10 protein-coding genes and 1 tRNA gene are annotated in these 13,289 nt (G+C 65.4%); 6 read left to right on the plus strand and 5 right to left on the minus strand.

Annotated features, from left to right (window positions below; translation table 11 throughout):
* Positions 1-526 precede the first annotated feature (526 nt).
* The 3 genes from AAGA11_20935 to AAGA11_20945 all read right to left on the minus strand — a co-directional run bounded on the left by AAGA11_20935 (position 527) and on the right by AAGA11_20945 (position 2,813).
* Positions 527-617: transfer RNA gene (locus AAGA11_20935), tRNA-Ser, on the minus strand.
* A gap of 710 nt (positions 618-1,327) precedes the next feature.
* Positions 1,328-1,537 carry a DUF2892 domain-containing protein gene (locus tag AAGA11_20940; protein MEM9605341.1) on the minus strand — a complete coding sequence of 70 codons (210 nt, stop codon included), beginning with the start codon at positions 1,535-1,537 and terminating at the stop codon, positions 1,328-1,330.
* 70 nt (positions 1,538-1,607) lie between these two features.
* Positions 1,608-2,813 (minus strand): aminotransferase class V-fold PLP-dependent enzyme, encoded by a 1,206-nt coding sequence (locus tag AAGA11_20945; GenBank protein ID MEM9605342.1) that lies wholly within the window; start codon positions 2,811-2,813, stop codon positions 1,608-1,610.
* Between the two features lie 101 nt (positions 2,814-2,914).
* Here AAGA11_20945 and AAGA11_20950 point away from each other — a divergent pair, with 101 nt between their 5' ends.
* The 3 genes from AAGA11_20950 (at position 2,915) to AAGA11_20960 (ending at position 4,790) form a co-directional block, all read left to right on the plus strand.
* A complete protein-coding gene (locus AAGA11_20950; GenBank protein MEM9605343.1) occupies positions 2,915-3,604 on the plus strand; it encodes a haloacid dehalogenase type II in 690 nt (229 codons plus the stop codon).
* A 62-nt stretch (positions 3,605-3,666) separates the two neighbouring features.
* Entirely contained in the window at positions 3,667-4,023 is a 357-nt protein-coding gene (locus tag AAGA11_20955) for a hypothetical protein (GenBank protein MEM9605344.1), read from the plus strand.
* 83 nt (positions 4,024-4,106) lie between these two features.
* On the plus strand, positions 4,107-4,790 hold the full coding sequence (locus tag AAGA11_20960) for a gamma-glutamylcyclotransferase (protein ID MEM9605345.1): 684 nt from the start codon (positions 4,107-4,109) through the stop codon (positions 4,788-4,790).
* A gap of 31 nt (positions 4,791-4,821) precedes the next feature.
* Here the strand turns inward: AAGA11_20960 and AAGA11_20965 are convergent, their stop codons facing one another.
* Both AAGA11_20965 and AAGA11_20970 read right to left on the minus strand, forming a co-directional pair.
* Positions 4,822-5,703 carry an aldose 1-epimerase gene (locus AAGA11_20965; GenBank protein MEM9605346.1) on the minus strand — a complete coding sequence of 294 codons (882 nt, stop codon included), beginning with the start codon at positions 5,701-5,703 and terminating at the stop codon, positions 4,822-4,824.
* A gap of 100 nt (positions 5,704-5,803) precedes the next feature.
* Positions 5,804-8,224, minus strand: a complete 2,421-nt coding sequence (locus AAGA11_20970; GenBank protein MEM9605347.1) for an FAD-dependent oxidoreductase — start codon at positions 8,222-8,224, stop codon at positions 5,804-5,806.
* A 266-nt stretch (positions 8,225-8,490) separates the two neighbouring features.
* On the opposite strand from AAGA11_20970, the gene AAGA11_20975 reads away from it, so the two are divergent.
* The 3 genes from AAGA11_20975 to AAGA11_20985 all read left to right on the plus strand — a co-directional run bounded on the left by AAGA11_20975 (position 8,491) and on the right by AAGA11_20985 (position 12,786).
* Positions 8,491-9,144 carry a peroxiredoxin gene (locus tag AAGA11_20975; protein ID MEM9605348.1) on the plus strand — a complete coding sequence of 218 codons (654 nt, stop codon included), beginning with the start codon at positions 8,491-8,493 and terminating at the stop codon, positions 9,142-9,144.
* A gap of 195 nt (positions 9,145-9,339) precedes the next feature.
* The gene (ggt, locus tag AAGA11_20980) at positions 9,340-10,935 is read left to right on the plus strand and encodes a gamma-glutamyltransferase (GenBank protein MEM9605349.1); all 1,596 of its coding nucleotides are present in this window, start codon (positions 9,340-9,342) and stop codon (positions 10,933-10,935) included.
* Positions 10,936-11,100: 165 nt separating this feature from the next.
* Positions 11,101-12,786, plus strand: a complete 1,686-nt coding sequence (locus tag AAGA11_20985; protein ID MEM9605350.1) for a DUF1800 domain-containing protein — start codon at positions 11,101-11,103, stop codon at positions 12,784-12,786.
* Positions 12,787-13,289 lie beyond the last annotated feature (503 nt).

Consider the following 13,289-nt stretch of genomic DNA (forward strand, 5'->3'; position numbering starts at 1 on the left):
TGAGGCGATACCTCACCCCTGCGGGGCGGCTTCGCCGTCCCAGGAGCGGTGCTCCTGGTCGAACCCAATTGTCGGGTTCGAACCGGCTCTCATGACGCGGCTGCGCACCGATTCGGCTCGGGGCGTCGGGGAGGTACGTGCTTTTGTGAAGGTTGGCGGAGAGAGAGGGATTGACTCACATCCGCTGGGGCGGATGTTCGCCCCTTCGGGGCGGCTTCGCCGTCCCAGGAGCAGTGCTCCTGGTCGAACCCTGTTTTCGGGTTCGAACCCTCTGTCGTGAAAGTTCGGAGGTGTCGGGTAGCGCGGTGAAGGCTGACCCTTTGGCGCGTAGTTGATGGGTTGGCGGAGAGAGAGGGATGGATTCGGTATCGCTTGAGGCGATACCTCACCCCTGCGGGGCGGCTTCGCCGTCCCAGGAGCGGTGCTCCTGGTCGAACCCAATTGTCGGGTTCGAACCCTCTCTCATGACGCGGCAGCGCACCGATTCGGCTCGGGGCGTCGGGGAGGTACGTGCTTTTGTGAAGGTTGGCGGAGAGAGAGGGATTCGAACCCTCGATACGGGGTTACCGTATACACGCTTTCCAGGCGTGCTCCTTCAGCCACTCGGACACCTCTCCGCGTCTGCTGTGCTTCTGGCTGAGCAGACCGAGCATTATAGCGGTTTTGCGATGCGCAGTGCAGCCAGCCCGTTCGGGATGTATTCGGCATCGCTTTGGGCGATGCCTCACCCCTGCGGGGTGTCGCGGTGCGACGTCCGCCGGGCGGTGCCCGGCGTCGAACCCACGAGACGGGGTGACCGCATACACGCTTTCCAGGCGTGCTCCTTCAGCCGCTCGGTCAGCACTCCGCGTCTGCTGTGCTTCTGGCTGAGCAGACTGAGCATTATAGCGGTTTTACGGTGCGCAGTGCAGCCGGCCCGTTCGGGATGGATTCGGCATCGCTTGGGCGATGCCTCACCCCTGCGGGGCGTCGCGGTGCGAAGTCCGCCGGGCGGTGCCCGGCGTCGAACCCTCGATACGGGGTTACCGTATACACGCTTTCCAGGCGTGCTCCTTTGGCCGTTTGGACGGATCGGCGTGCCTGTTGTGCTTCTGGCTCAGCCAACCACGCCTCAAAGCAGTTTTGCGATGCGCAGTGCAGTCAGCCCGTTCGGGATGGATTCGGCATCGCTCGGGCGATGCCTCACCCTGTCGGGGCGTCGCGGAGCGACGTCCACCGGGCAGTGCCCGGTGTCGAACCCACGAGACGGGGTTACCGTTGACACGGATGCCAGGCGTGCTCCTTCAGCCACGCGGACGGATCGACGCGTCTACCGCCGGGTGCGTGCTCAGGCGGCGTCGGTGTTGGTGTTGCGACCGAGCACTTTGTAGAGCTGACAGGAACGGTAGTAGCCGGTCACTGCGCCGACGGCGCCTAGGACGGTGATCAGGAAGCCGCCGCCGGTGAGACCCCACAACAGCGCCACGGCGCCCGCGCCGAGTCGCAGGCCGCTCTCGTGTGTGCCGACGTTGTTCAGTTCAGTGAATTCTTTCCACATACCAACCACTCCTGTGAAAGCCGTTTCGAGAGAACGTGATCCGTCAGCCTAGCGAGCCCGTCGGATTGATTCAATTGCGACAGGCGTTTGCCACCGCCGCGGCCGCGGCCGCGAGCGCGCCATCGCCGTGGCGGATGTCGAGTGCGCACAGCGCAGCCTCGATGCTGCCGAGGCTGCCGAGCAAACCGGTCGGTGTGATGTGGCCCATATGACCGATTCGAAAGAGGTGGTCGGGCCGTTCCGAGGCCACTTCGCCGAGCGGCAAGCCGAAGCCGAGTGTCACGCCGACCTGCTCGATGCACCAGTTGCGGATCCGTGGGCCGTTGCCGGCACCGGCGACGAGTGTCGTTACCGCGGTTGAGCGGTGTTCAGCCTCAGCGAGGTGCAGGCGCAGCGGGCCGTCCGCCGACCACGCGTCCGCTGCTGCCCAGACCGCGCGAGCGCAGGCGGTATGGCGCTGCCACACGGCCTCGAGACCTTCTTCGTGCAGCATGGTCAGCGCCTCGCGCAGCCCGAACAGGTGGTGAGTTGGCGGCGTACCGCAGAATTTCTGGTAGTAGTGCCCACCTTCGAGTCGGGGTGTCCAATCCCAGTAGCTGCTGACGCGGTCGAGTGTCTGCCGGCGTTCTCGGGCTTTTGGACCGACGAAGTTGAACGCGAGTCCGGGTGGTGTCATCAGGCCCTTCTGGCACGCTGCAACGGTGACGTCCACGCCCCAGGCGTCCATGTGGTAGGGCTCGCACCCGAGCGACGCAATGCAGTCGACCATCAACAGGGCGGGGTGCCCGCTGGCGTCGATGGCCGCGCGCAGGTTCTGAATGTCGTTGCGAACCGACGTGGACGTGTCGGTTTGCACCGTGATCACGGCGGCGATCCGGTGCAATGTGTCCGCGCGCAGCGCGTCCTCGACACGCTGCGGGTCGACCGGTGCTTCGGTACCGAAGTCGAGTGACTCGACGTTGACGCCGAGCGCCTCGGCCATCAGTGCCCAGCCTCGCCCGAACCGGCCGGTGTAGAGCGCGAGCACGGTGTCCCCAGCGGACACGGTATTTGCAAGTGCGCCCTCCCAGCTCGCGTGTCCGTTGCCGATGAAGATGACCGCGTCGTGAACAGTCTGTGCGACCCGCGAGAGGTCGGCGTACAACGCGTCGGACGACTCAACCAGGTCCCCGCTGTAGATGTCGGGTGAGGGGCGGTGCATGGCTTGCAATACACGATCCGGTATGACCGTTGGGCCGGGCATGGCGAGGTGACTGTAACCGTGGCTGAGTGGCATTGTGGGGGCTCCGAGGCAAGGCCGACAGTGTACCGATCCGGAACGTGGCACAGAAGCCGTCGGCGTGGCAGCATGTCGCGAAACCGGATCGGGAGTCGGGGATGAAAGCAGCGACGGTGCTCGCGTTCGATGTGTTCGGGACTGTGGTGGACTGGTACTCGGGCATCCGCGATGCAGTCGAAGCGCTCGACTGCGGCCTCGACGGTGCAGACATCGCCCTCGCCTGGCGCGCCGGCTACCAACCCGCCATGCGCTCGGTGGACAGTGGGGAATGGCTCAAACTCGATGTCCTGCACCGGCGCATTCTCGACGCGGTGCTCGCCGAGCGCGGGCGGGATGACATCGACGATGGCACGCGTGACGAGCTCACCCTCGCCTGGCACCGACTCCCGCCGTGGCCTGACGCGGTCGACGGCATTCATCGCCTCGCCACGCGGTTTACGGTCTGTCCCTTGTCGAACGGCAACCTCGCGCTGCTGACGCACATGGCCAAAGCCGCCGGGCTGCATTGGGATTGCGTGTTGTCGGCCGAAGTCTTTGGCGCCTACAAACCGGATCCGGCGACCTACCTCGGGGTGGCCAGTGTGTTCGACGTCGAGCCGTCGTCGGTCATGATGGTGGCGTGCCACCCGGAGGACCTCGACGCGGCCAGTGCGCTCGGCCTGCAAACGGCCTACGTGGACCGTCCGGACGAATTCGGCCCCGACCGCGTGCTCTCGCGTGCCGCCCGACCGACCGGCACGCGCGAGGCCGTGTCGATCACGGCGCTGGCCGAGCAGTTGGGCTGCTGAGGCCCGACGCCCGGCCGGCGAACTGCTATGTTCAAAGGCGACGCGCACCGATGGCGAGCCTGATGACTCCCGACACGCACGAACACATCGACCGGCACCTGTTGTTTGGCAAGCCAACGCAACGTGTGCCGGGCATTCTGATCTCGCAGCTCTCGAAGCTGGTTGCGGACATCCAGCCGGTGCGCGAGGCCTATCTGCCCGAGGTCAAGGAGCTCGGTCTCGCGATGCCCGCGAGCCTTGCGTTTTTCCTGGTTGTCGACCCGCCGTCGCGCATCGACCACGTCCGGCAACAGATTGACAGACGCATCGGCGACATTCTGCCCGTGGACATGGCGGTTGCCGTACGCATCGTCACACCCGACTACCCCTTGTTGCCAACCATACGCGACACCCGCTGCGTGGTCGGCTGGCGCGACTGAGCGACCACCGGCGGGTGGCACCGGTGACAGCGCTCGGGCACACTTGAGGCTGTCCCCCAACACCGCATCAGGATGCACGGCGCATGTCGCTGACCCGAGAGGACCTGGAACACGACCGCCTGCGGGAACGCATCCGCCGCAACTTCCCGGATTACCCGCTGCTGGCCGACGACGTCTTCGACGCCTCGCGTCAAGCCATCGTCGACGAGATCGACGGCGAGGACATTTGGATCTTCGGCTATGGCTCGTTGATCTGGAATCCCTGCATCGACTTCGACCGCCGTGAACCGACGACGCTCACGGGACTGACCCGCCGCTACTGCCTCTGGGACAAATCGGGCCGCGGCAGCGCCGACGCACCCGGCTTCTACCTGGCCCTCGCACCGGGTGAGCGCTGCGACGGCGTCGCCTTTCACGTGCCTGCCGACAAAGTCGAGTGGGAGCTGACCTGCGTCTGGCGTCGGGAGATGATCAGCGGGTCCTACCGGGCTGCGGTGTTACCCGCCACCACGGCGGACGGCCAGGCCATCCGCTGCGTCGTCTTTCTGGCCAACCCCCAGCACGAACGCTACTGCTGCGAGGTGCTGCCGCAGAAACTGGTGGAGTGCATCGCGGTCGCCGAAGGCACCATTGGCACCAGCCGCGAGTACCTCTACAGCACCGTCGCGGGGCTGGCAAAGGTCGGCCTGGAAGACCCCGAACTCACCGCGCTAGAGCAGGCGGTGCGGCAGTACCGCGCCGTGCGCGGCCTGCCGGACGACCACTGAGCCCGCACGACAGTGGTTCGCGGTCGGGCGTTCAGGCCAGCGGACCCGGCGTGAACACCGTGCGGGTCTCCAGCCCATCGCCCTGCGCGAGTTCGGTCAGGCCGTCGGGTGCTGCGCCGTCCCAATTGTGCGCATTCGGCAGGTGGGTGGTCGGTTCGAAGCAGAAGAAGTTCGCGCCCGCGCCCGGCGTGAAGACGTGGCAGCAGCGCAGCGGTGCAGCGCTTTCAACGGTGAGCAACAGGTTTCGCGATGGCCAGCGCAGACGGGCGAGCCCCGGCCAGCCGGAGAAGGCGTTGTCGATGCCGTGCACGGGCAAGCCGTTCGGCCCCGAAAAAGACCAGTCCGGCACCGCGCCGAGGGCCTGACGTCCAACGGGCAACAGGGCGGCGTCCGTGGTGATGACGGCGTCGGCCGCGAACTGCAGCGTGGTGTCAGCCGTTTTCTCGAACCAGGGGTGCAGGCCGAGTCCGTAGGGCAGGGGCGTCTCGCCCCAGTGCCACACGCCGAGGTCGACCGTGAGCGCGGCCCCGTGCAGCGCGTAGCGCACGCGCGCCTCGTAGTGAAACGGCCCCGGGCCCCGGCTGATCAGTTCGAACTCGGCGAGGGTGGGCGTCCGGTCAACGACCTGCCAGTCGCGTTGAAAGCCGTTGCCGTGGAGCGGCAAGGCCTGGTCAGGCAGGTTCGGTTCGAGCGGGTGAAACCGGCCGCCGTGCGAGAAGCCGCCTGCCGAGACCCGGTTGCACCAGGGCACCATGAGGTTGCACGCGAGGTCGAACGGTGATCGGACAGACGCCGGTGAGGGTCTGAAGACCGGGGTGCCGTCCGCCAGCGCGTAGTGCGCGACAGCGGCCCCCAGGGCGGGCGTCACAACGACCTCGGCGGACGTCGTCTGAAGGCGGATCGGCTCTGACATGCGCCGAGTGTAGCAAGTCGGTCCGCGCGGCCCTCGGCTGCGTTGGGCCACGCGAGGCCCGTTGCGGCGGTGTGCCACGACGGGCCGGCAGACAGCGCCGCTAGCTGCGCAGGTGCGTGCCTTTGGGATCGAAGGGCGGCTCCTCGAGCACGATGCCGCGCGTGCTGATGCCGAGGATGGCAACATCCACCGGCGTGCCAGCCTCGGCATGTCCGGGTGTGACGAAGGCGAGGGCAAGCGACGCGCCCACCGTGTGACCGTAGCTCGCCGAGCTCACCCGACCGATCGGCGTACCGTCGGTGGCGAATATCGGCTCGCCGCCCACCGCGTCGTTGTCGACGTCCGGGATCGAGACCATGACGAGCTTTTCTCGCGGCGGCTTGTCTGCCAGCGCAAGGTAGGCCTCGCGGCCGAGGAACTCGGGTTTGTCGGTCTTGATCAGGCGATCGAGACCGACTTCCTGCGGCCAGTACTCCGGCGAGTACTCGCGGCCCCAACTGCCGTAGCCCTTTTCGATGCGCAGGGACAACAGCGCGCGGCCGCCGCAGAGCCGAATGTTCTCGCTCGCACCGGCGTCCAGCAGCGCGTTGAGCAGGGCGAGCTGATCGGCTTCCTCGCAATACAGCTCCCACCCCAACTCGCCGGTGAACGACACACGAAGCGCGACCGTGTCGATGCCGGCGACGGTCATGCGGCGTGAGCGCATGAAACGGAAAGCGTCGTTGGAAAGGTCGGTGTTGGTCAGCGTTTGCAGCACCGCACGGGACTTGGGACCGGCGATCGCCATGCCGGCCCAGGCGTCGGTCAGGCTCTCGAACCGGACCCCGTCGGGCTTGGGCACGCTGTCGAAGAAGCGCTTGTGGTAGCGCTCTGCCATGCCGGAACCGAACACCATGTAGTGGTCGTCGGCCATCTTCGTGACCGTGAAGTCGCCGGCAATGCCGCCACGCACGCCCAGCAGCGGTGCGAGGCAGGTGCGACCGTCCTCGGTGGGCACTTTGTTGGCGACGACGCGGTCGAGCCAGGCGCCGCAGCCCGGACCGGTGAGCTCGTATTTGGCGAAATTCGAGACGTCGAGGATGCCGACGCCGTTGCGCAATGCCTTGCACTCCTCGCCGACCGGATCAAACCAGGCCTGGCGCTCGAAACCGTAGTCTTCACTGCCGTCGACGCCCTCGCCGGCGAACCACAGCGGGTGTTCCCAGCCGTAGTTGAGGCCGAAGACCGCACCCATGGCTTTTTGCTTTTCGTAGGCCGGGCGCTTGCGGGCGGGTCGACCGGCATCGCGCTCCTCGTACGGGAAATGAATCTTGAAGCGGTGGGTGTAGCTGTCGAAGGCGCGCGCTTTGGTGAACGCCTTGTCCGCCCAACTGCCGTACCGCGCGATGTCCCAGGGGAACATGTCGAGCTCGGGCTCGCCCTCGACGATCCACTGGGCGAGCGACAAGCCGAGTCCGCCGGATTGGCTGAAGCCCGGGATGATGCCGTTGCAGCAGTAGTAGTTTGTCAACTCCGGCACCGGCCCGAGCAGTGCGGCGGAGTCCGGTGACCAGATCATCGGCCCGTTGATGACACGCTTGACACCCGCTTCGCCGAGGGCCGGAATGCGTTCGCACGCGCGCATGACGTTGTCGCCGATGCGCTCGAGGTCATCGGGCAGCAGCTCGTGGCCAAAGTCGAGCGGCGTGCCGCTTTCGGCCCAGAAACGCCCGTCTTTTTCGTAGGCGCCCACAAGCAGGCCGTTACCTTCCTGCCGCAGGTAGTACTCGGCGTCACGGTCGGCAACCGAGGGCAAACGGCGCCCGAGCGCCTCGATCTCAGGCATGGCTTCGGTGACGTAGTACTGGTGTTCCATGGTCATCAACGGCAACTCGAAACCGGCGAGTTTGGCGACTTCACGGCCCCAGAGGCCGCCGCAGTTGACCACCACTTCGGCGTGGATGGTGCCCTTGGGCGTGACGACATCCCAGGTGCCGTCCGGCCGCGGGTTGGTTTCGAGTGCTGGCGTGAAACGGTGAATCTCGGCGCCGTTCGCGCGGGCACCGGCGGCGTAGGCGTGGGTCACACCCGACGGATCGACGTTGCCGCCGTCGGCTTCGAACATGATGCAGCGGATGCCGTCAAAGTCGACCAGCGGGTGGAGCGCCTGGGCTTCGGAGACAGAGAGTTCGTAGAAGTCGACCCCGAATGTCTTGGCTTTGGCGGCCTGGATGCGCAGCTGGTGCTCGCGGTCGACAGTCTGCGCGAGGTAGAGGCTGCCGGGCTGGAACACGCCGCAGCCCTGGCCGGTTTCCGCCTCGAGCTCCTTGTAGAGCTGCATGGTGTAGTACTGCAGCTTGGAGATGTTGTTGTTGTCGTGCAGACCGTGGAGGTTGGCCGCGGCGTGCCAGGTGCTGCCCGAGGTCAGCTCGTCGCGTTCGAGCAGCATGACGTCGGTCCAGCCGAGCTTGGTCAGGTGGTACAACACACTGCAGCCAACGAGGCCGCCACCAATGACAACGGCTTGCGCGTGGGTTTTCATGCGGTCGACTCCGGCGGCCGTGGGGAACTGCGCCATTCAACCTGTTCAACGCGCGACGGGGGGCAACGCGTTGGACTTTATCTGTCGTGAGAGCGTCGTGACGACGCGAGCAGAGCGCTGTGTTCGGTACGGCGGGTACCGTTGATGACGGCCGCGCGAATCCGTCCGGGGTCTGTTCGCACCCGACTTGATTTTGCTGTGTAAGGCCTTACCGTGACAGGACAACAGGGGCGCTTCGCCCGTCACCAACCCACGTGGACACCGCCATGGCACTGCGCATCAACGACACCATCCCCAACCTGACCGTCACCACTGACCAGGGCAGCTTCGACCTGCACGAGTGGATCGGCGACAGCTGGGCGATCATTTTCTCGCACCCCAAGGACTTCACGCCGGTCTGCACGACCGAGTTCGGCGCGGTGGCACAGCTCAGCGCCGAGTGGGACGCGCGGGGCACAAAGGTGCTGGGCGTGTCGGTCGACGGCGTCGAGGAACACACGCGCTGGAAAGCCGACATCGAGTCCTTTGCCCAGACACCCGCCGGTTTCCCGATCGTGGCCGACAGCGACCTCGCGATGTCGAAGGCGTTCGACATGTTGCCCGCCGAGGCTTACCTGCCTGACGGTCGCACGCCGGCTGACAGCGCGACCGTGCGGTCCGTGTTCATTGTCGGGCCCGACAAGCAACTGAAACTCAGCATGACCTACCCGATGACCGTGGGTCGCAACTTTGCCGAGATCCTGCGCGCACTCGACGCACTCCAGACGACCGCCTCTCACGGTGTGGCCACCCCGGCCAACTGGACAGTCGGTGAAGACGTCATCATCCCGCCGACCGTGAGCAACGAAGACGCCACGGCCAAGTTCGGCGACTACGAGACGGTGTTTCCCTACCTGCGCCGGACGTCGCTGCCCGACTGAGGAACGGCGTGCACGGCGACGGCGGCGTGATCGTGCTGCGTCGCCGTGCGTTGCGCCGGCAGCACCCGGCTGCCGGCTCGGCGCAGCCGGGTGCCCTGTCGGTTTCGCGCCGGGGCTTAGAGTGACTCGTGATAAGCGATACACTGGGGAGTGGCCTCGAGCCACGCCCTGTCTCTGACCTTCTCGGACTCTCGTATGCGCGATTTCCACCAACCCGGCCGCTCCCCGGCGTACAGCGGCCAGGGCATGGCCGCCACCTCCCAGCCACTGGCGACCCACACGGCCCTCGAGGTGCTGCGCAACGGTGGCAACGCCATGGACGCCGCGTTGGCGGCAGTGGCGGTGCAGTGTGTCGTTGAACCGGGGTCCACGGGCATTGGCGGCGACTGCTTTTGCCTGTACGCGCCGGGTGGCTCAGTGTCGCAACTGACCGCCTTCAACGGCTCGGGCACCGCGCCTGCAGCGGCCAGCGTGGCCGCGTTGAACGCGCTTGGCGTGACCGAGCTCGACAAGCACACGGCGCACAGCGTCACCGTCCCCGGGGCGGTCGACGCGTGGTTCCAACTGCACGCGCGCCACGGCTCTGTGCCGATGGCCGAGTTGCTGCAACCGGCGATCGGGTATGCGGGGGACGGTTTTGCGCTCGGGGCGCGCACCGCTTTCGACTTTGCCGGCGTCGAGTCGGTGCTGGCCGCCGAGCCGTCGACGGCTGCGGTTTTTCTGCCCGGCGGACGGCTCCCCAAAGCCGGCGAGTTGCTGAAACAGCCGCAACTCGCCGCGTCCTTGCACGCCATCGCGGACGGCGGTGCGGATGCGTTCTACCGCGCCGACATCGCCGCCGACATCGTCAGCTACCTCAACGAGAAGGGTGGTCTGCACACGCGCGCCGATTTCGAAGCGTACACGGGCCAGTTCGTGACACCGATTTCCTCGACCTTCCGGGGCAGGCGGGTCCACCAGTGCCCGCCCAACGGTCAGGGCGTGATCGCGCTGCTGCTGCTCAACATGATCAGTGAGATCGACACCTACGACAGCCCCCTGTCCCCCGAGCGGGTCCACCGGGAGATCGAGGCCTGTCGACTCGCCTACACCGCGCGCAACACCTTCCTCGCCGACCCGGATCACAGCGCGGTGCCCGTCGAGGAGATTCTCTCGGCCGACTACGCCGACGCGCTGCGGGCGCAGATCGATCCCGAAAGGGCGCGCGAGCAGGGCCTCGACGTCGGTATCGGTTCGCACCCGAACACCGTCTACCTGACCGTGGTCGACAAAGACCGCAACGTCTGCAGCCTGATCAACACGCTGTTCTACGGCTTCGGCAGCGGCCTGACCGCGCCGCAGAGCGGCGTTGTGCTGCAAAACCGCGGTTTCGGCTTCTCGATGGACCCCACGCACCCGAACGCGTTGGCCCCGAACAAGCGGCCGATGCACACGATCATCCCCGGGATGGTCAGCGAAGGTGACAAAGTCGTCATGTCCTACGGTGTCATGGGCGGGCATTATCAGGCGTTCGGGCACATGCAGTTCCTGACCCGGATGTACGACTACGGCTGCAACCCCCAATCGGCGATGGACCTGCCGCGGTTCATGGTTGACCCGGACACCGGTGAGGTCGAGATCGAATCGACAGTTGACCAGGCCTTGCGCGACGGCCTGGTTGCACGAGGACACCGCCTGGTGACGCCGTCGGTGCCTGTCGGGGGCTCGCAGGCGATTGCGATCGACTGGGAGCAGGGCACGCTGTGCGGTGGCTCGGACCCGCGCAAGGACGGGTGCGCGCTCGGCTACTGATACAGTCAACCGCGCGCGATTCAGTCCCCGTACAGTCCGCGCAGTTTGACGCGCGAGACCGGCGGGCACGCGGCCGATGTTCGACCGTGGATGCACGCGGTGCGCTAGGGTGCCGCGTCTCGGTCCGGTCGAGGCCGCGGTTCACGCAGGAGGACGGGATACCCCATGATGTCGATCGCTCGATCCCTCGTCGGCTCTCTGGTGTGCGTTGCCCGGTCGACGCCTGCAGTGTGTCTGGTTGCCCTGCTGCTGGCGGGTTGCAACGGGTCGAGCGACCCCGGCCCCGTGATCGCCGACCCCGACGAACGCGCCAGCGCGCCCGATGCGCAGGCTGTTCGCCTGCTGAACCAGGCGACCTTCGGGCCGACGTTGCGCGACATCGACACGGTCGAGCGGCTCGGCATCGAGGGCTGGATCGATTGGCAGCTCACGCTGCAGGGCTCAGCTCACCTCGATTACGTTCGGCAGTACTCCAACGGCAGCAACCGCAGCGCGCGCCACGAGATCTGGTGGCAGGACGCTGTTGACGGCCAGGACCAACTGCGCCAGCGCGTGGCGTTCGCCCTGAGCCAATTGTTTGTCATCTCGGACCAGGGCTACACGCTGTCGAACACCCAGTACGGCGTGACGCGGTACTACGACATCCTGCGCGAGAACGCGTTCGGCAACTACCGTGAGCTGCTCGAGCAGGTCACCCTGAGTCCGATCATGGGGCTCTACCTGAGCATGCTGCAGAACGACCGCAGCCGGCCGGAGAGCAACACCCGCGCGGACGAGAACTTCGCGCGCGAGGTGATGCAGCTCTTTTCCATCGGGCTCTACACCCTGAACCCGGACGGGACGCGCGCCGGTGGCAACGCCTACACGCAGGCCGATGTCGAAGCCTTTGCGCGGGTGTTCACCGGCTGGAACTACAGCAACGCGGGGAACTGGAATCGGCCGCTGTTCACCGGTCAGGACATGCTGAGCCCGATGGAGCCCTTCGAGTCGCACCACGACACCGGCACCAAGACGCTGCTGCGTGGCACGGTGCTGCCAGCCGGTCAGTCGGCGCGCCGCGACCTCGAGATGGCCCTGGACAACCTGTTCGAGCACCCCAATGTCGGTCCCTTCATCTCGACCCACCTGATCAAGCAGCTGGTGACCAGTAACCCGACGCCCGCGTACGTCGAACGGGTGGCGGCACGCTTTGACGACAACGGCAACGGGGTGCGCGGTGACCTGGGTGCCACGGTCAAAGCCGTGTTGATGGACCCCGAGGCACGCCAGCTCCCCGTTGACCCGCGGTTCGGCAAGCTGCGCGAACCGCTGTTGCGCCTGACGCACCTGTGGCGCGCGTTTTCGGTGAGCCCGGGGGAGGGGAGCGATCACGGTGAGTACGGCACCTTCAGTCCGCAGCTCGAAGACATCGACAGCCTCACTGGACAGGCGCCGTTGTTGTCGCCGAGTGTGTTCAATTTCTTCAGCCCGAATTACGCACCGTCCGGGCCTGCGCAACATGCCGGTCTGGTGGTGCCGGAGATGCAGATCTTCACGGATGGCAACATCCTCAACACCGCCAGCCGGGCCAACAACCAGATCTACCGCCATTTCCGCCAGACCGAGGTGCCAACCGACCGCCTGCCGGCCTACCTCGACTACACGCGCGAACTGGCACTGGCAGCCGACCCGGCGGCCTTGTTGTCGCACCTAGACCTGGTGTTGCTCAACCGTCGTATGAGCACACCGCTGCGCAACATCCTTCTGAACCACCTCGACGCCATCGAAGACTCGCACGAGGGGCGCCTGAAGCGGGTGCAGGATGCCATCGCACTGATCATGTTGTCGCCGCAGTACCTCGTGCAGCAGTAATATTGGGGATGTTAATCCGGCAGGGGAAATCCGTAAGCGCAGTGTTTGTGCAGAATAGGCGTACTTGAATTCGCGGTACCAACGTCGAGACATCCAGTCCGTATCGTATTTGAAACAATGAGCATTACAGAGCACAGAATTCCGAGATTTGTTGCACTATTCTCCACTTTTCCTCGTTTTTTTGTGGATCGGGAAGGCTGATCAAGGTTACCCTTTCGAGCCGATGTGATTTGCTTCTTTAGTAACGTGATTTGTTTTAGTCTTTAGGCCTGGTAGCTGCACTGAATTTTATTCAGATTGAATGCGTGTTTGGTCAATTTCCATTGATACTATGCAAGCGCCAGTGAGCAATTCTCAATGCCATCGGAAGCTGAAATTTTGAAGAGCGAAATCGGGATGTTTTTTGCGAAACAAGTCTTGAGCGTTTTTGTGTTGCTTTTATCAATGGCAGCTCATGCTTCGTTGCCAACTATATACAGTGACGCGGAAGATGGGACGGTTAA

It is taken from the genome of Pseudomonadota bacterium (genome assembly GCA_039196715.1).
In the GTDB taxonomy this organism is placed as follows: domain Bacteria; phylum Pseudomonadota; class Gammaproteobacteria; order CALCKW01; family CALCKW01; genus CALCKW01.